Source organism: Gilliamella sp. HK2 (genome assembly GCF_001690265.1).
Lineage (GTDB): Bacteria > Pseudomonadota > Gammaproteobacteria > Enterobacterales > Orbaceae > Gilliamella > Gilliamella apicola_C.
In genome coordinates, this window is record NZ_LZGV01000021.1 from 12829 (window position 1) to 29738 (window position 16910).

Sequence of the window (16910 nt, forward strand, 5' to 3'; positions counted from 1 at the left end):
CATGCGTTACTTAACCTTACTTATTGTATTTATGCTGTTTAGTTGTCATTTAGCGCCTGCTATAGCAGTTGTACCAAATGATGCTAAGCAACATCAACGGGAACTGACACGTAATGCACGTGCAATCTTTGGTCTTGATGCGCCAATTGCGTTGTTTGCAGCTCAAATCCACCAGGAATCAAGATGGAAAGTAAACGCAAAATCACCAGTAGGTGCACAGGGGCTTGCTCAATTTATGCCTGCAACGGCGGATTGGATTTCTGGTGCATATCCTAAGATATTGGGTAGCAACGAACCTTATAACCCATCTTGGGCACTGCGTGCCTTAGTTCAATATGATTATTGGTTATATCAGCGTATTAATAAAACTGCTAGCGATTGTGATAGATGGGGATTCACTTTGTCTGCCTATAACGGCGGGCTTGGCTGGGTAAATCGTGATCGTCAGCGAGCAAAACGAGAATATCAAGATTCTGGGCATTACTGGGGTGTGGTTGAAAATATTAATGGTGGTCGTAAAAGCATTAATTTTAAAGAAAACCGTGATTATCCAATTCGTATTATCTACCGCTGGCAACCTGTTTATATAAATGAAAATTGGGGTTTAGGAGTTTGTGATGATTAGAAATATAGGCAAATTAATCAAAAGCTTTTTTGTGGGCAGTAAAAATTATTTTTTGTTGGGAATAATTTTGGTTGTTGGTTTGGGTGCACTTTACCGATTAGGTATCAGTCATGGCAAATCAATGGCCAAACAAGAATATATTGCTTTAGAAGCACAACAAGCAATGGATACGTTAAGTCAATTTATTGAGAGTACAAAGCAATTAACTAAAGCCGCTAATGATGCAAGTTATTCATTGTCACAGCAGATAGTAGAAAGGAAATTATATGATGAACAATCAACCCAAGCATTACAAGATGCACTTAACAAAACGGCTAATGATCGCAGTCATTGCGTGTTTGATGATAGTGTCTTGCAGTTCATCGACTCAGCCCGTGAAAATGCAGCTCAAGCAACAACCCATGGTTTTACCAGCACAACTGACGGTACCATGCGAATTACCCGTAAAACGACGAAATAATACGGCGGATGGTTTAGCTCAAGTCTTAAAACAGCTTTATGACCAATATGGGCAATGCTCGGGTCGATTTATTGAACTAATAAAATATATCAACGAGGTAAACAATGGACAACGCTGATTTAGCAACAACAGCCGAAATGGAAGCACTAGACCGTGCGCTAGCGAAACATCAAGCAAAAACGGGAGTATCACGCTTATATTGTCGAATCTGTGAAGAGCCGATAGCTGAAGAACGTCGAAAAGCATTAGTGACTGATTTATGTATTGAATGTGCTTCGATAGAAGAAAAAAGGAATAAACGATGAATTTTAATGAAATCACCTTTAACTGGCAGTTTCTGCAATGGGTTGTAATGGCGGTGGTTGGAGTGTACTCATGGCTAATTGGTCGTCAATCGGCTAGTCAAAAAGAATTATTAGATTTACGTATTCGAGTAACACAAGTTGAGGAGACGGTTAAATCACTGCCGACTCAACATCAAGTAACTAAGCTAATTGAAAAATTAAGTAGTAATGAAGCAACTTTAAATCAGTTAAGCGATCGACTATCAGGGTTATCACGGCAATTAGATAACATTAACCAATTTTTATTAAAGAACAAGTGAGGAATTATGAGCTACGCTGAATTTTTAAAAGAAGATCAACGGTTGGTTATTTTGCGTATCTTATATGAAATGCCAAGTTATAGCAGTAATTCTAGCATTATCTATAGTGCGTTAGATCACTATGGTCACGCTATTAGCCGAGACCAAGTTAAAACCCATCTAAGTTGGCTTGGGCAGCAAAATTTAATCAAAATCGAAACAATCGGTAGTGTTATTGTTGCACGTTTAACCGATTTTGGTGCTGATGTGGCTACCGGTAAAGTTGTTGTGCCGGGTGTAAAACGTCCAAGCGCAGGAGCGTAATTATGGGGCGTAAATCAACGATCCACAAACTAGAGCCTGAGGTACGTAGTTATATTGAGAAACTACTACGAGCAGATCAACTTACACTAGATGAAATGATTACAGAACTGCAACAAAAATTCCCAAGCAATGAAACTCCTAGCAGAAGCAGTTTGCATCGATATCAGAAGGGATTTAATGAAATGACCAATAGCTTACGTGAAATTGAAACAGCATCACGTATTTTGGTTGATGAATTGGGTGATAGTGTTGATGACAAATCAGGAGCACTACTTGCACAAGCAGTCACAACGTTAGCAACACGTGCCGCATTTAAAGCACATGAATCAGAAGATATCACAATCAAAGAAATTAGTTTTTTAGCAAAAGCCGCTAAAGAAGCCATGCAAGCACGTCAATTAAGTTTTAAAGAGCGGCAGGAAATCGAAAAAGCAGCACGTGAAAAGTTATTGCGTGAACAAAAAGAAAAACTGGATGAGCTAGAAAAAACAGGCGAAGTACCAGCTGAAATGTTAGCTAAAGTAATTAAAGCGGCGTATGACTTATGACAGTAAAAAATGAACCAGCCTTAAAACTCTATGACTATCAAAAACAGTGGGTAAACGACACTAGCCGTTTTGCTATTGCTATGTTTTCAAGGCAATGCGGTAAAACCTTTACCAGTACATTACAAATTGTGCTCGACTGTTTGCGAGCTGAAGCACAAGGGAAACGTGCGCGTTGGGTTATTTTATCACGGGGTGAACGTCAAGCCCGTGAAGCCATGAATGAGGGTGTTAAAGTTCATCTTCGTGCAATGTCCGCAGGCTTTAAAGAACTCGATTATGATTGGGATGCTAATATTCGGGCATTAGAAGTTGAATTACCTGGTGGCAGTAAAATTACTGCTTTACCTGCCAATCCAGATACTGCCCGTGGTTTTAGTGCTAGTGTTTTACTGGATGAATTTGCCTTTCACCAAGATAGTCGGGCAATTTGGAAAGCATTGTTTCCTGTTATCTCAAAGCCCGGTTTAAAACTGCGTGTGATTAGCACACCAAATGGCAAAGGCAATAAATTTTATGAGCTGATGACAGGTAAAGATGATGGTTGGTCACGTCATTCAGCGGATATTTATCAATGTGTAGCAGATGGTTTACCGCGTAATATTGAAGAGTTGCGACGAGGTTCCGGTGACGACGATTTATGGGCGCAAGAGTTCGAGCTTAAGTGGTTAGATGAAGCAAGTAGTTGGCTTGATTTTGATTTAATTACTAGCGTCGAAGATGAAAAAGCAGGATTGCCTGAACACTATACAGGCAATCCTTGTTTTGTTGGCGTTGATATTGCTACACGTAATGACCTATTTGTTATTTGGGTCATTGAACTAGTGGGCGATGTTCTTTGGACTCGTGAAATTATTGAGCGTAAACGACTCTCTTTTGCTGAACAAGATTTACTGCTTGATGATGTTTTTAGGCGTTATCGTGTTATTCGTATCTGTATGGACCAAACAGGTATGGGTGAAAAACCTGTTGAGGATGCTAAACGACGTTATGGTGAAATGGTCGTTGAAGGTGTGCTATTTACCGCTCCAAATAAATTAACATTAGCAACACAAGGTAAACAAGCATTTCAAGATAGAAAACTTCGTATTCCCGCTGGCAATAATGCACTTCGTGCTGATTTGCATAAGTTAAAAAAAGTGACTGGCGCAATGGGGCAACCGCGTTTTGTTGCTGATTCTGATAGTAATGGTCATGCCGATAGAACGTGGGCTGCTTTTCTTGCCATTAATGCTGCAAGTCAAGGCGTATATGAAATTGAATATCAATCACTTGGACATCGTGATTCTTATCGTTCACTTAATGAATATTCAAGTGGTTCAGAGCTAGAAATAACCGAAACAGGCTTTGGTACCGTTCGTGGCGGTAACGATTTTGGAGGATTTATTTAATGTTTAATTGGTTTAAAGGTAAAAAACCAAAGATTGAAACAGGCCGAGAGCTTGCTGGTACTGGTGAAAATAATGATATTACAAAATTATATGTTGGCACACTAGCGCAACCAGATGATAGCGTGCTACAAAATCGTGGTGCCGGTCGTTTAGATATTTACAAAGAAGTTTTAAATGATGATGAAGTGAAATCAGCCTTTACTCAGCGTCAAGATGCTGTCATTTCACGTGAATGGAAAGTTGAACCTGGCGGCGATAAACCGATTGATATTGAAGCAGCTGATGCAATGAGCGAGTTGTTAAAATCGATTGGGTTTGATCGTGTTACAAAACTTATGCATTATGGAGTGTTTTATGGTTATGCAGTTGCTGAACTTATCTATGGTATCAAGGGTAATTTATACTGGATCGACGATATTAAAGTTCGCGATCGCCGTCGTTTTCGGTTTACTCCAACCGGTGAACTGCGTTTACTGACACAAAATAATATGCATGATGGGATATCTTGTGATGAGCCGTACTTTTGGCATTACGCCACAGGTGCGGATCATGATGATGAACCTTATGGTTTAGGGTTGGCTCATTGGCTTTACTGGCCAAGCTTTTTTAAACGCAATGATATTAAGTTCTGGCTAATTTTTCTGGAAAAATTCGGCATGCCAACGGCAGTGGGCAAATATAGTACAGGTGCAACACCTGAACAAAAACGGGACTTACTGTCACTCACTCGTGCAATTCAGACCGATTCTGGCATCATCATGCCAGATGGCATGACGCTTGAATTGCTACAAATAGCACGCTCAGGCGCAGGCGATTACAAAGCGTTTTACGATTCAATGAATGAAGCTATTCGGCGTGTAACCGTTGGACAAATTACTTCCTCAGGTGGTGCATCTAGCTCAATCGGTGGTGATGAGTCATTACAAGCTGCGGTACTAACATCAATTGCTAAATCAGATTCTGATGTAATGTGCGAGTCATGGAATCGAGGTCCTGGTACCTGGTTTACACAGATGAATTTTCCCGGTGCTGCTGTTCCTCAGGTTTCACGTATTTTTGATGAACCAGATGATTTAAAATCAATGTCAGAACGTGATAAAAATATTATTGAATCTACTGGTTTCCGTCCAACTCTTTCCCATGTACAGGATACTTATGGTGGTGAATGGGAAGAAAAACCGCAACTAGCAGAGCCGATTGATGCGCAATCTTTAAAAAACGTTGATTTTGCCGAACAGCAACCGAATACCTTTGCACCCGTGTTGCAATCAAATCATTTAAATACGGAAATGCAACCAGTTACCGACCAATGGATTAATCAAATTAAAGAACTGGTTGATAATGTTCAATCATTAGAAGAATTACGTGATAAGTTATTTGAGCTAATTCCCGATATGCAATTAGATAAATATGCAAAGGTCATGGCTGAAGCATTAACAGCAGCTAATTTAGCAGGTCGCACAGAACTACTTGAGGATAGCAAAAATGGTTAATGTCGCATATGGCTCGTTGCCATTTAAAGAGCAAATTGAATTCTTCAGACGTAAAGCAAATGTGCCCACAAACAGCTATGTAGATATCTACAATAATGAGCATGATTATGCCTTTGTTGTGGCGGGTGCTAATCGTAATGCATTACTAAATGATTTTCGTGCAGCAATTGATAAAGCAATTAGCCAAGGCACAACACTGGATGAGTTCCGTAAAGACTTTGCTGAGATAGTTGAACGTCATGGTTGGAGTTATAACGGCGGTTTTAACTGGCGTACTCGTATCATCTATGAAACAAATTTAAACAGTTCTTATCAAGCTGGGCGCTATCAACAATTACGTGATTCTAAATTTCCATACCTAGAATACTTACATAGTGATTATGTTGAACACCCTAGAGAACTTCATCAAAGTTGGGATCATCTGGTATTAGATTTTAATGATTCCTGGTGGAATACACACTTTCCCCCCAATGGCTATGGTTGCCAGTGCCGTGTTCGTGGGCGTACAGCTGGTGATTTAAAACGTATGGGAAAAAATGGGCCAGATAAAGCACCATCAATTAATTGGATTGATAAAGTTATTGGTGAAAATAATGGTAATCCTAGAATTGTAAGAGTGCCCGAAGGGATTGCCCCTAGCTTTGAACATATTCCTGGACAATCACGACTTGATAACTTTGTACCCAATCCATTAGATACAGATCCAACTTTAAAACGAGGTTTACCATCAAGCAAAGCAACTGATGAATGGCCAGCTATCCGTGAAGTAAGCAAAAATAGACTGTTAGAAAAAGGCTTAACTGAAGAAGATTATGCCAATATTTTCTTAAATGAATTTGGTGCAACATTAACCAATCCAGCTATTTTTAAAGATGTAGCCGGTGATGCATTAGTAATCGGTAAACAGCTTTTCACTGTTAGCAAAACTGGTGAATTGAAAGTGACAAAACGTGATCGTGAGCAATTTTTATTGTTACTTGCGGATTCGTTAAAACTGCCCGATGAAATTTGGACAAGAATGGAATACTTTGATCATCTGCAAAAATCGGTAGTTCGGCGGCGTTATATCTCGCGTTTTATGATTGATGGTGAAGTTAAGCCAATGCTTGCGGTGTTTGAGGTCGGTGATGATGGTTGGCTAGGTGTAACAACATTTGCGCCTGATAACCCTGAATATTTAGAGCAACTGCGTGTTGGTGTTCGAGTGTTTAAACGATAAACCTCAATCACTGCCATAATTGAGGTGCATAAGTAAGGATTTGAGGCTTTGGCAGAAGCTGCTTACTTACATTCGAAATAGTATAGGTGAAAAAATGACTGGCGTAAATATTGAGTTTAATATACAAGATGCTCTTGATGCTATGCTTCATATTGAAGCAGCCATAGATGATACTCAAAGTTTATTTAGTCATATGGGCGAAGTATTACTTGATATTCATGAAGCCAGATTTACGGCTCAAGAATCGCCCGATGGTGTACCGTGGAAAGAACTATCTCCTTGGTATAAAGACTCAAAACCCAAACAAAAAGATAAAATTTTAACGCTAGATGGTAATCTAAGAAGTACGTTGCATTGGCAGATTGAAGGTAATACTTTGTTGTTTGGTACAAACCAAATCTATGGTGCAATTCATCAGTTCGGCGGTACAATTAAACCTGTTAGAGGCAATGCATTAAATGTTAGCGGGCGCCTAGCCAAACAAGTAGTAATTCCAGCCAGACCATGGCTTGGCATTAGCGCCCAAGATAAATTACTATTGGTCGATGTTGTGCGTGAGCACTTGGGTTTTGCTTAAAACGCAATATAACGCGTTTTAAGCCACTTTATTAAAAAAGGCTAATCAGTTTATTTACGAATCGCTTTAATCGTGTTGTAAATGCTTTATAATAAGTTTTTAGTGTATATTCTTTCTATTATTTTGCCGTTCCCCTTTCCAAATTATTAAAAATTTATCTGCCCGCGTTCAGATTACCTTTTTCTCAAAATAGATCATGATGCTCTATATCAATTTATTGGAGCATTTTTTATGGCACTTATCCCCGTTTTTAAACCTGGTACGCATACTGCGGTAGATGGTCGAAAAATCACTTTTACTTTAGAGAACTGTATTGATTTAGCAGAAAGCTACGATCCAAGTTTATCTGAAGCGCCTGCTGTAATTGGTCATCCAAAACTAACTGCACCAGCTTATGCGTGGGCAAAATCATTCGAAGTAAAAGATGGTTTAGTTTATGCAAAGTTAGATCAGATTAATCCAGAATTTGCTGAAGCCTATAATGCAGGCAGTTATAAAAAACGTTCACTTTCAATTTATTTGCCGGATTCACCGGGCAATCCTAAACCGGGTCATTATTATGCTCGTCACATCGGTTTTTTAGGTGCAGCAGCGCCTGCTATTAAAGGCTTGCCTGACGCCAGTTTTGCGGAGTCTGAAGGTGAGCAAGGTGCCGCAGAGTTCTCTATGGCTGATGAAGAATTTGATGAGAATTTGATTTCAATTTTATCTAATTTGCGTGACCTGCTGATTGAAAAAGCCGGCATTGCCAGTGCTGACCTATTTTTACCGCAATGGCGCCTTGAATCATTGCGTTCAATATCTGCTCAAAAACAAAAGGAGAAAGAAAAAATGCCACAACCTTTAGACGCTAGCTTTGCCGAACAACAAGCAGCAATTGACGCTAAAAATGCTGAACTAGCAAAACGTGAACAAGCATTGCTAGAAAAAGAACAAACTAACAAGCGTGCGGAATTTGCTGCCTTTGCTGATGAATTAGTTAAAGATGGAAAATTATTACCTGCTCATAAAACTACAGTTGTTGAAGTATTTATGGCGTTGGGTAGTGAACCAATTTCATTTGCTGAAGGTGATGCAACTGTTAACAGTTCCCCAGTTGATTTAATCAAAAAAGTACTTTCAGAGCGTCCTAGTTTTATGAACTTTGCTGAAAAATCGGCTGCTAGTGATAGTGAAGATAACGTTGATAAACAAGATCCAAAAGTCATTGCTGATGCAGCCAAAGCTTATCAAAAAGAACAGGCAGACAAAGGTAATACAATTTCAATTAGCCAAGCTGTTACGCATGTAACCAAAGCTAAAAAGTAAGAGCATTAATTACAGGCTGATTATTAATATCAGCATCATTTTAATTTTAACCAAAAGGTTTTTATATGAATATTCCAGGATTAACAGTAGCAAAAACCGCTGAAGGCGAAGTCAAACCCCGTTTAATTGTGTGCCATGGTAGTGAAGATGGGCTAGCAAAAACAGCGATTGACGGTAACGCATTATTAATCGGTGTATCAACAATTGTTGGTGGTGGTGACGGTGAAGTGTTTGATGTTGTGCGCAGTGGGTTGGCACAAGTTTTTTATAGCGAAACCATTGCGATTGGTGACCCAATCACTGCAAATGCGGATGGCCGAGCTAAAAAAGCAATGTCAGGTGATTTTATTATTGGCTATGCCGAAGTTGCGGGTGATGCCGATGAATTAGGCACTATTTGGATTGCACCAAGCAAACAAGCTTAACCTTTTATTTAACTAATGGTCCATGGTCTTTGATAAACAATTTTATAAATAGGAGTTTTATATGCAACGTCCTTTTCCCGTTGAACCGCAGTTGACTGCAATTGCTATCGCTTACCGTAATAATAAGTTAATTGCCGATGAGGTTTTGCCCCGTGTGCCTGTTTCTAGCACATCATTTAAATGGCTTGAATTTGATTTTTCAGAGCGATTTACTTTGCCTAATACCAAAGTTGGTAGGACGTCACAACCGAATCAAGTTGAGTTTAGTGCCAAAGAAAAAGAAAGCTCAGTTGAAGATTGGGGACTCGATAGCCCTGTCCCTCAAGATGATATTGATACAGCCATTACAGGCTATAACCCACTTGGTCATGCCGTTGAGGCCACGACTGATTTAATTTTGTTAGATCGTGAGGTTAGAGCTGCAAATTTGCTATTTAATGGTGCAAATTACAGCAATAAACAAACATTAACTTCTGCACAGCAATGGAATAATCCTGATAGTGACCCAGTAGCATTAATAACGGATGCATTCGATGCAATGGTTCAGCGTCCAAATATCGGCACACTAGGACGTCGAGTTGCCACAATATTACGTCGTCATCCAAAGATTGTTTCAGCATATCATGGAAATGCCGGTGAAAGTGGTTTAGTTCCTCTCGGATTTTTAGCTGACTTATTAGAGTTAGAAGCCATTTATGTCGGTGATGCATTTTTAAATAGTGCAAAACCAGGTAAATCGCCAGCATTACTTCGTGCTTGGGGCAATAAAGCATCATTCACGGTACGCAATAAATTAGCAAATACTAAAGGTGGTGTGACGTTCGGTTATACAGCTCAATTTAAAGATCGTGTTTCGGGTTCGATTGTTGATCCTGATATCGGTTTACGGGGTGGTCAACGTGTTCGAGTCGGTGAATCGGTCAAAGAGCTAGTTGTGGCTAAAGATGCGGGCTATTTGTTTGAAAATGTTATTCCAGCAAACAGTTAATAATGTGAACAACAACCAACGGTAATGTATCGTTGGTTTGGGTCAAGATGATGAATATTCCATACATTACATTGCTAAATTTATCCGAACGTCCAGGACTCGTTGAGCTATCCCAATTGGTTGCTCAAGATGGTGAAATGCCCGTAGATGCTAATTTGTTGGAAGTCATTATTAATGGTGGTGATGTTTCAAGTTGGTTGCCTGATGATGTTATTAATGCAAATCGAGCAATCTCACGTATTAATGAATCAATAGCTGATACTGAAGCTGAAATAAACGGTTTTTTACGTCAAAGAGGACACAAACTGCCCTTAGTTAAAGTACCACGTCTGCTAACTGATTGGGCACGCATTATTGTGCGTTACAAATTGCATCGCAATCGTATTTCTGATGAAAAAACGGATCCGATAGTTCGTGACTATAAACAAGTTCAGGGCTTTTTAAAAATGGTAGCGGAAGGGAAATATTCGCTTGGTATTGAAGATACTCTACCCGTTGCAGGTGGTGTGCCTAAACAAACTGGCCCTGTTCGTGTATTTGATATGAACACACTTAGGGATTTTGGAAGATGAGTAGCGCACCGTTTGATGTTTCAGTGATTGCTGAAAAGTTAAAAGGTTTAATTGCTAATAAAACATTAGTTTTTGTTGGTACTAGTGCTGAATACGGCAAGTTAACCGATTTAACGTCAGCGCCAACCCCTGCTGCTTATGTTTTGCTTGGTAAAGAAACACCCAATGATAAGCCGGCCGGTACACGTCAATCAGTGAGTGTTAATTTTGGTGTTGTGGTTGTTGCACGTGATATTTCTAGTCAAGCAACCAATATTCAAAATGTAAAACAATTGGCAAATCCAGTGATTGGTGCGGTGCGTGATTTGTTGATTGGTAAAACAGTTCAATTTATTGATGGAGTTCGTCCAGTCACATGGGTTGGTGGGCAAACGTTAGGTTTTCAAAATGGCGTGCTAGTTTGGATTGATTCATTTCAAACCCAACACTTCATCGGTAGCCGATAAATAATTTTAGGAGAAAGATATGTCAGATTTATTAATGAGTTTGCAAGGTACGATTAACCTTGCCACACGTAATACCGCCAGTTCACCAGCCCGCCCAGGTGCATTTCGACATGTCGGTACTGCCGATTCGTGTGAAATGGAGTTAAGTGTTGAGACAGTTACGCAAAATGAGTCTTACACTGGGCAACGTCTACAAGTTGGTGAATTAACACTGGGTAAAAGTGGTACGTTAAATCTTACGTTAAAAGATTGGTCAATCGAAAATATTGCGTTAGCGCTTTATGGTGAAAAAATTACTGTTGATGCAGGTATTGTCACTGATGAAAAATTACCAAACGACTTAGTCATTGGTGACCGCATAAAGTTAGCTAACCCATTTGTTGCAGATGTTGAGTTAAAAATTGCTGATGGAACCACATTAGTATTAGGCACAGATTATGAAATCGAATCAGCCCATGCCGGATTAATCAAGTTACTAACTACACAGGCATTAACCGCAACGGTAGATTATTCATACGCTAAAACTGAAAGTTTGGGCATTTTTACCCGTCAACCACCAGAACGTTGGTTTATGCTCGATGGTATCAATACTGATAGAGAAAATGAACATGTAATTGTGGAGCTATTCCGCGTTAAATTCAATCCAATTTCTAACTTCTCGTTACTACACAATGAGGGATACGGTGAATTACCACTTACTGCCACGGTCTTGGCTGATATGAGTCAAAACAAGGATAGTTCGCTTGGTTATTTTGGATCATACGTTCAAAAAGCGAAATAAATTATTGCTTATGCGGTGAATATTCACCGCTAATTACTCAATTCTCTAAATTTAATAGTAGCAGGTAAATAACATGGCAGAAAAAGTGACAGCAACAAAAGAAGAATCAAATGATTTAGCAACATTGATGCCAAATCGTGAAATTACCCTAGCTGGTGAAACAATTACAGTACGTGAATATTCATTTAAAGATGCACTAACAATTGGTAACGAAATTGACCAGTTTGTTGCATTAATTGTGAATGGAATGAACGGTACAAACAAAATCACGATTGAGCAAGCCGACATAATTATTATGAGTAATTTAGAGTTGGTTTATTCTTTAATCAGTACCTCTATTCAAAAACCGATTTCGTTTATTGAAATGTTGCCATATGAAGAGGGTTTGCAATTATTAGACTGGTGGTGGGTTGTTAACTCTTGTTTTTTTATGAACGCGGTAACTCGCAAAATCATTCGGCAAAACGCTACAAAACAGGCAAATCAGTAAGCTGGAGTGAGGTTTTTACTTTACTAATTAAAAATGGACATGATGCACAGCAGTTACCGCATTACACGCAACGTCAGTTACTGCTGTATTACGATGAATTAATTAAGCTACAAAACCGAGAACGAGCTAACCGAATTGAAGATATTTGTGTTGGCTTTAATGGTGGTAAACAAGTTACTAAGTTTGTAAAACAGTTACGCGGAGAGCAATAATGGCTAATAACGATATGAATATTGCAATGAAGTTCACGGCTGACGTGAATCGTGCTAAAAAAAATATTCATGAAGTGAGTAATGAAGTTAAAGATTCAGCAAAAACCATTCAAGAAGCAAACCGCAAAAGTGCAGAAAGTTTCCAAAAATTATTTAATCAACAATCTGAATCATGGAAAAGAGTTCATATTGAATCGGTATGGGATGATTACATCAAAGAGCAAGAAAAACTCGCTAAGGCACAAGAAGCAGCGGCAAAAGTTACTAAGGCTCATCAAAAAGAGGTTGAAAAATTAAAGTCTGGGTTGGATCAATTATTAGCAAGCATTGATCCAGCTACTAAAGGTTTAAGCCGATTAGATGCATTAGAAAGTAAGCTACGTCAATCAAAAAAAGCGGGGATAATTGATAGTAATACGTTTGATGATTATTTATCAAAAATCAGTAATCAACGTGCCGCGTTATCAACGGTTGAAACGCTCAATGAGAGCACTAAGAAATTAGATCTGAATACTAAAAGTGCACGTCGTAGCATCATCAGTATGTTTAAACAATTGTCTAGTGGTAATTTTGCCTCAGCGGGAAATTCATTGCTAACAATTGGCAACATGACTGGACGATTACCGCCATTATTTAGTGCTACTACATTATCCGTTGGTATTTTTATTGCTGCCGCTTACAAAATGTCTCAAGTGATAAGTACGATAATTTCAGACCAAGAGCGGTTTAATCGTGCATTAATTTCAACGGGTAATTATGCTGGTGCGACAGCTGGTGGGCTTGAGATGATGTCTCAACGTATCGGTAAAATTAATCATAACTACAGTGAAACACGTGATGTTATTGCGGAACTGGCATCGGAGGGGCGGTTATCAGCAAAATCGATTGAAAATATTGCTACTGCATCAGCATATATGGCACAAGTGACAGAGAAAAATGCGCTTGAAGCCGCTCAATCATTTAAAGGTATTGAAAATTCGGTTACTAGCTGGGCTGTTGAAAGTAATAAACAATATCACTTTTTAGATCTGGCTACTTATCAGCGTATAAGTGCGTTAGAAGAACAAGGTAGAACCGAAGAAGCTATTGCAATCGCTACAGATAAATATGCTTCAGAGATGGAAGTCAGTGCTGATAAGATGAAAAAACAGCTCAATTGGTTAGAAAAGGCATGGCGACACTTCAAAAATGGGGTTAGTGTTCTAGGTAATGAGTTAAAGAAAGAGCTTAAGTTTGATTTAGGATTATCAAGCCTAGAAGAAGATATTGAAAGAATGGAGAAAGCTAAAAATAGAGGTTTTTATATTGTGCCTGGGGCTGCATCTATTCCATACAATGAAAATGACGATAAAGCATTACAAGAAAAATATGCTCAACGAGATAAACAGCAAAAAGAAGCCCAAGAAAAACATAATACCGATGTTATTAATGAAAAAGCAATCAATGCCCAAAAAGAACTGGACGAGCTTCATAAACAAAATTCTAGCGATGCCGAAAAACAAGCCAAGGCGGTTGATGAATTACGTAAAAAATATGAAGCGCTGTGGGCTAATGAAAAAGGCCGTAAAGATTTACAAGCACAAGGCGTTACTTCAAGTGACGGGAAATCATTTGCTGGTGGTCAATATGATAAAGATGTTCAAGAAATTACAGACAAACAACTAAGGCAATATAACGAACAATTAAAAAATAAAGTTGCGCTACAAGAAAAAAGTACCGCCCTAGCTAAAGCACTTTATGAAATAGAAAAAGGTCAGTATAAAAATGCTAGCCAAGAGATCAAAGATGAAATTATTACTAATGCAAAATTGGTAGATGAGCAAGAAGCCAAAAAATTGCTAAGTCAATATAACGAACAATTAAAAAATAAAGTGGTTATGCAAGAAAAAAGTACTGCTCTAGCTAAAGCACTTTATGAAATAGAAAAGGGGCAGTATAAAAATGCTAGCCAAGAAATCAAAGATGAAATTATTGCTAATGCAAAATTAATAGATGCGCACGAAGCAAAGAAAAAAGCAATACAAGAATCAGCCAGAGCAGCAAAATCTGCGGCACTTGAAACAGAACAATTTATAAAGTCGCTGGAATCACAAGCCGATAAGCAGACACAAAAAACATATGCAACTCGGCAAGCGTTGATTGATTCTCAAAAATTAACAACAGAACAGCGTAACCGAGCCAATGCCGCTAATATAGCAATTACAGCGAACGAAAATAAAAAACTTAATGAGGAGTTACAAAACCAACTTAATTCGCTATTGTTTGATCCTGCCAGAATTAAAACGGCAGAAATTGATAGATGGTATCAAGCGGTTATTGCGCAGCTTAAAGCGAATAAAAATATCGAAGGCATTGACTTAATTGACCAGTTGTTACCACTAAAAAAAGCTGAAGCAAATCTTGCCGAAATTTTAGCAAAAGTTCAGCAAGCACAATCACAACAGTCAATTAAAGAACAAAGTATACAAGCACAAGTAACTGCTGGTTTAATTACACAAGTTGAAGCCCAAAGTCAGTTAGTTGATTTACACAAGCAAACAGCGCAAGAACTTGCCAAATATTTACCTACTTTGCAAGCTATGACAGCGCTTCCTGGTCAAGTTGGAGAAAATGCACAAAAAGCACTTGCTACGCTTCAGTTACAAATTGCAGAATTAAATAAAACTACTGATGCATTAACCAATGCATTTAAAAACGGGTTACAAAGCGGTATCCAAGGTAGTCTTGATTCTTTAGCAAAAGGTACGTTTGAATTAAAAGATGCATTATTAAACCTTGCACAAAGTATTGTATCAGCAATGGCTCAAGTAGCGAGTAAAGGGCTTGCTGATATTGCCATGAATCAACTTAATAATTTGGGTAAATCACTTTTTAGCTCAATAACCGATACGGCAGTTGAAAATGCCAGCGCTATTGCTTCAGCAGAAATGATGGGCACAGCAATAACAACGGCGACAAGTGTTGGTTCGGTTGAACTTGGCACCTCATTAACCACAGCAATGACAACAGGAACCGCAGGATTAACAGGCGCAATGGCAGCCGCATTTTCAAGTGGTGCAGCGACCTTATACACAGCAATTACATCGGCTAGTGCGGGTAGCACTGCTATGTCTGGGTTAGCGGGCGTGGCATCTGTTGCTGCAGCAACTGGCGGTTATATAACTGGAGCTGGTACATCAACATCCGATTCTATTCCAGCAAAATTATCTAATGGGGAATATGTTGTTAAAGCTGCTTCAGTGAAAAAATATGGTCTTGACTATCTTCACGCTATCAACACGGGGCGATTACATCGTTATGCAACCGGTGGACTTGTTAGTAATGTCAATATCCCAAAAGCGCCATTACTTGATGATAACCAACAACGCAAAAGCTCACCAACTGTATTGAGTCCCGTTATTCAGCAAGAATTAGTCATTGATGCGGGTGATATGGTCCGTCGTGGTATCAATAGCGTAACGGGTGGCAGAGCATTTAAAACATTTATTCGAGCAAATAAACAAACAATTAAACAAGATTTGGGGATTTAATCTATGGCTTATCAAAGTGGAATTGCAGATAACGAAATCGATTTACTGGATAAATTAAATCTATTTTTAACAACTGATAGTGAATTAGTTAAAACAGGTGATAACTGGACAGAAATTTATAGCGGTGAAACTGCGGCTACAGCAACTATAGCAAAACGAAAATCATATGCGTGGAGTGCGCCAGGAGCGACTGCTGGCGATAATATTTATGTTGCATGTAAAACAGCTAATAGTATTTCAAATGATATTTATAATCTCTATTTTTGTGGTGGAACCTATTTTAATGTTGAGTTGGTCAATCAGCCCGAAAATGTATTTAGTGGTATGTTAAATCGCACACAAGTCGGGTTATTTGCTGATAATAACCCATTACATTACTGGTTTTTTGCCAATAATCGTCGATTTATTGTGATAACAAAAATGACAACAGTTTATTCCAGTTGTTATTGCGGATTTATGCTACCAAACGCATTACCAAATGAGTACCCTTATCCACTAGTGATTGCAGGTAGCTGTAATAATGAACTACAACGATATTCCGTTACAACAGATTCTTTTGCGTCAATTATCGACCCGCGTAACAATCATTTTTATCTATTTACCCCATCGCAATCATGGCAACCATTTTATGGTTCAAAAGGTAGCGAAACAAAATTAGTTTATCCAAGAGGAATTGAACAATTTTATCGTGATGGCAAAAATATAATCGATGCATTAACGGCATCACCCAATTGCTACTCACCGCTATATCCCGTATCAATTTTAGATGTAACAAAAGCAACTCAATTTTGGGGGGCATTAGATGGTGTCTACTGGGTGCCAGGGTTAAGCCGTGCACCTGAAGATACAATTAAAACCGATGATGGGCGCGAATTTATTATTTTTCAAAATGGTTTTCGTGTAACGAATATTGATTTTTTTGCAATTGAAAAAATTTAGGA

Annotated in this window: 21 protein-coding genes; all 21 read left to right on the plus strand. The window is 38.7% G+C overall.

What is annotated here, in order from left to right; all coding sequences use genetic code 11:
• Window position 1: 1 nt before the first annotated feature.
• The 21 genes from A9G45_RS02200 to A9G45_RS02290 all read left to right on the plus strand — a co-directional run bounded on the left by A9G45_RS02200 (window position 2) and on the right by A9G45_RS02290 (window position 16908).
• Window positions 2-625 (plus strand): transglycosylase SLT domain-containing protein, encoded by a 624-nt coding sequence (locus A9G45_RS02200; protein WP_065567007.1) that lies wholly within the window; start codon window positions 2-4, stop codon window positions 623-625.
• Window positions 618-1085, plus strand: coding sequence for a hypothetical protein (locus tag A9G45_RS02205; protein ID WP_065567006.1), 468 nt, complete (start codon window positions 618-620; stop codon window positions 1083-1085). Before A9G45_RS02200 ends, A9G45_RS02205 begins: the two co-directional genes overlap by 8 nt.
• Entirely contained in the window at window positions 1027-1203 is a 177-nt protein-coding gene (locus A9G45_RS14845) for a hypothetical protein (RefSeq protein ID WP_442903100.1), read from the plus strand. The genes A9G45_RS02205 and A9G45_RS14845 overlap by 59 nt, the downstream gene beginning before the upstream one ends.
• Window positions 1190-1390: a TraR/DksA C4-type zinc finger protein gene (locus tag A9G45_RS02210; protein ID WP_065567005.1), complete on the plus strand. Its 201-nt coding sequence runs from the start codon at window positions 1190-1192 to the stop codon at window positions 1388-1390. Before A9G45_RS14845 ends, A9G45_RS02210 begins: the two co-directional genes overlap by 14 nt.
• Window positions 1387-1689 (plus strand): DUF2730 family protein, encoded by a 303-nt coding sequence (locus A9G45_RS02215; protein ID WP_065567004.1) that lies wholly within the window; start codon window positions 1387-1389, stop codon window positions 1687-1689. Before A9G45_RS02210 ends, A9G45_RS02215 begins: the two co-directional genes overlap by 4 nt.
• 6 nt (window positions 1690-1695) lie before the next feature.
• Window positions 1696-1992, plus strand: coding sequence for a VpaChn25_0724 family phage protein (locus A9G45_RS02220; RefSeq protein ID WP_065567003.1), 297 nt, complete (start codon window positions 1696-1698; stop codon window positions 1990-1992).
• Window positions 1993-1994: 2 nt separating this feature from the next.
• Window positions 1995-2540 (plus strand): phage protein Gp27 family protein, encoded by a 546-nt coding sequence (locus A9G45_RS02225; protein WP_065567002.1) that lies wholly within the window; start codon window positions 1995-1997, stop codon window positions 2538-2540.
• A complete protein-coding gene (locus A9G45_RS02230; RefSeq protein ID WP_081297788.1) occupies window positions 2537-3928 on the plus strand; it encodes a terminase large subunit domain-containing protein in 1392 nt (463 codons plus the stop codon). The genes A9G45_RS02225 and A9G45_RS02230 overlap by 4 nt, the downstream gene beginning before the upstream one ends.
• A complete protein-coding gene (locus A9G45_RS02235) occupies window positions 3928-5421 on the plus strand; it encodes a DUF935 domain-containing protein (protein ID WP_065567001.1) in 1494 nt (497 codons plus the stop codon). Before A9G45_RS02230 ends, A9G45_RS02235 begins: the two co-directional genes overlap by 1 nt.
• Window positions 5414-6640, plus strand: coding sequence for a PBECR2 nuclease fold domain-containing protein (locus A9G45_RS02240; protein ID WP_065567000.1), 1227 nt, complete (start codon window positions 5414-5416; stop codon window positions 6638-6640). Before A9G45_RS02235 ends, A9G45_RS02240 begins: the two co-directional genes overlap by 8 nt.
• A 94-nt stretch (window positions 6641-6734) precedes the next feature.
• On the plus strand, window positions 6735-7217 hold the full coding sequence (locus A9G45_RS02245) for a phage virion morphogenesis protein (RefSeq protein WP_065566999.1): 483 nt from the start codon (window positions 6735-6737) through the stop codon (window positions 7215-7217).
• 231 nt (window positions 7218-7448) lie between these two features.
• Window positions 7449-8525: a hypothetical protein gene (locus tag A9G45_RS02250; RefSeq protein ID WP_065566998.1), complete on the plus strand. Its 1077-nt coding sequence runs from the start codon at window positions 7449-7451 to the stop codon at window positions 8523-8525.
• A 65-nt stretch (window positions 8526-8590) separates the two neighbouring features.
• On the plus strand, window positions 8591-8950 hold the full coding sequence (locus A9G45_RS02255; RefSeq protein ID WP_065566997.1) for a hypothetical protein: 360 nt from the start codon (window positions 8591-8593) through the stop codon (window positions 8948-8950).
• 61 nt (window positions 8951-9011) lie between these two features.
• The gene (locus A9G45_RS02260) at window positions 9012-9938 is read left to right on the plus strand and encodes a phage capsid protein (protein ID WP_065566996.1); all 927 of its coding nucleotides are present in this window, start codon (window positions 9012-9014) and stop codon (window positions 9936-9938) included.
• A gap of 50 nt (window positions 9939-9988) precedes the next feature.
• Window positions 9989-10510, plus strand: coding sequence for a gp436 family protein (locus A9G45_RS02265; protein ID WP_065566995.1), 522 nt, complete (start codon window positions 9989-9991; stop codon window positions 10508-10510).
• The gene (locus A9G45_RS02270; protein ID WP_065566994.1) at window positions 10507-10956 is read left to right on the plus strand and encodes a phage tail terminator protein; all 450 of its coding nucleotides are present in this window, start codon (window positions 10507-10509) and stop codon (window positions 10954-10956) included. Before A9G45_RS02265 ends, A9G45_RS02270 begins: the two co-directional genes overlap by 4 nt.
• A 19-nt stretch (window positions 10957-10975) precedes the next feature.
• Window positions 10976-11737 carry a hypothetical protein gene (locus A9G45_RS02275; RefSeq protein WP_065566993.1) on the plus strand — a complete coding sequence of 254 codons (762 nt, stop codon included), beginning with the start codon at window positions 10976-10978 and terminating at the stop codon, window positions 11735-11737.
• Window positions 11738-11810: 73 nt separating this feature from the next.
• Window positions 11811-12227 (plus strand): DUF6631 family protein, encoded by a 417-nt coding sequence (locus tag A9G45_RS02280; protein WP_065566992.1) that lies wholly within the window; start codon window positions 11811-11813, stop codon window positions 12225-12227.
• Window positions 12158-12439, plus strand: a complete 282-nt coding sequence (locus A9G45_RS13995) for a hypothetical protein (protein ID WP_141673572.1) — start codon at window positions 12158-12160, stop codon at window positions 12437-12439. Before A9G45_RS02280 ends, A9G45_RS13995 begins: the two co-directional genes overlap by 70 nt.
• Window positions 12439-15969 carry a phage tail length tape measure family protein gene (locus tag A9G45_RS02285; RefSeq protein ID WP_065566991.1) on the plus strand — a complete coding sequence of 1177 codons (3531 nt, stop codon included), beginning with the start codon at window positions 12439-12441 and terminating at the stop codon, window positions 15967-15969. The genes A9G45_RS13995 and A9G45_RS02285 overlap by 1 nt, the downstream gene beginning before the upstream one ends.
• A gap of 3 nt (window positions 15970-15972) precedes the next feature.
• Window positions 15973-16908: a hypothetical protein gene (locus A9G45_RS02290; protein WP_065566990.1), complete on the plus strand. Its 936-nt coding sequence runs from the start codon at window positions 15973-15975 to the stop codon at window positions 16906-16908.
• Window positions 16909-16910: the final 2 nt, after the last annotated feature.

Coding starts and splice junctions, on each gene's coding strand:
- A9G45_RS02210 (WP_065567005.1), top strand. CDS start 1,190: ATGGACAACGCTGATTTAGCAACAACAGCCGAAATGGAAGCACTAGAC.
- A9G45_RS02250 (WP_065566998.1), top strand. CDS start 7,449: ATGGCACTTATCCCCGTTTTTAAACCTGGTACGCATACTGCGGTAGAT.
- A9G45_RS02260 (WP_065566996.1), top strand. CDS start 9,012: ATGCAACGTCCTTTTCCCGTTGAACCGCAGTTGACTGCAATTGCTATC.
- A9G45_RS02240 (WP_065567000.1), top strand. CDS start 5,414: ATGGTTAATGTCGCATATGGCTCGTTGCCATTTAAAGAGCAAATTGAA.
- A9G45_RS02290 (WP_065566990.1), top strand. CDS start 15,973: ATGGCTTATCAAAGTGGAATTGCAGATAACGAAATCGATTTACTGGAT.
- A9G45_RS02275 (WP_065566993.1), top strand. CDS start 10,976: ATGTCAGATTTATTAATGAGTTTGCAAGGTACGATTAACCTTGCCACA.
- A9G45_RS02270 (WP_065566994.1), top strand. CDS start 10,507: ATGAGTAGCGCACCGTTTGATGTTTCAGTGATTGCTGAAAAGTTAAAA.
- A9G45_RS02200 (WP_065567007.1), top strand. CDS start 2: ATGCGTTACTTAACCTTACTTATTGTATTTATGCTGTTTAGTTGTCAT.
- A9G45_RS02245 (WP_065566999.1), top strand. CDS start 6,735: ATGACTGGCGTAAATATTGAGTTTAATATACAAGATGCTCTTGATGCT.
- A9G45_RS02235 (WP_065567001.1), top strand. CDS start 3,928: ATGTTTAATTGGTTTAAAGGTAAAAAACCAAAGATTGAAACAGGCCGA.
- A9G45_RS02285 (WP_065566991.1), top strand. CDS start 12,439: ATGGCTAATAACGATATGAATATTGCAATGAAGTTCACGGCTGACGTG.
- A9G45_RS02280 (WP_065566992.1), top strand. CDS start 11,811: ATGGCAGAAAAAGTGACAGCAACAAAAGAAGAATCAAATGATTTAGCA.
- A9G45_RS02265 (WP_065566995.1), top strand. CDS start 9,989: ATGAATATTCCATACATTACATTGCTAAATTTATCCGAACGTCCAGGA.
- A9G45_RS02215 (WP_065567004.1), top strand. CDS start 1,387: ATGAATTTTAATGAAATCACCTTTAACTGGCAGTTTCTGCAATGGGTT.
- A9G45_RS02255 (WP_065566997.1), top strand. CDS start 8,591: ATGAATATTCCAGGATTAACAGTAGCAAAAACCGCTGAAGGCGAAGTC.
- A9G45_RS02230 (WP_081297788.1), top strand. CDS start 2,537: ATGACAGTAAAAAATGAACCAGCCTTAAAACTCTATGACTATCAAAAA.
- A9G45_RS02225 (WP_065567002.1), top strand. CDS start 1,995: ATGGGGCGTAAATCAACGATCCACAAACTAGAGCCTGAGGTACGTAGT.
- A9G45_RS02205 (WP_065567006.1), top strand. CDS start 618: ATGATTAGAAATATAGGCAAATTAATCAAAAGCTTTTTTGTGGGCAGT.
- A9G45_RS14845 (WP_442903100.1), top strand. CDS start 1,027: ATGGTTTTACCAGCACAACTGACGGTACCATGCGAATTACCCGTAAAA.
- A9G45_RS02220 (WP_065567003.1), top strand. CDS start 1,696: ATGAGCTACGCTGAATTTTTAAAAGAAGATCAACGGTTGGTTATTTTG.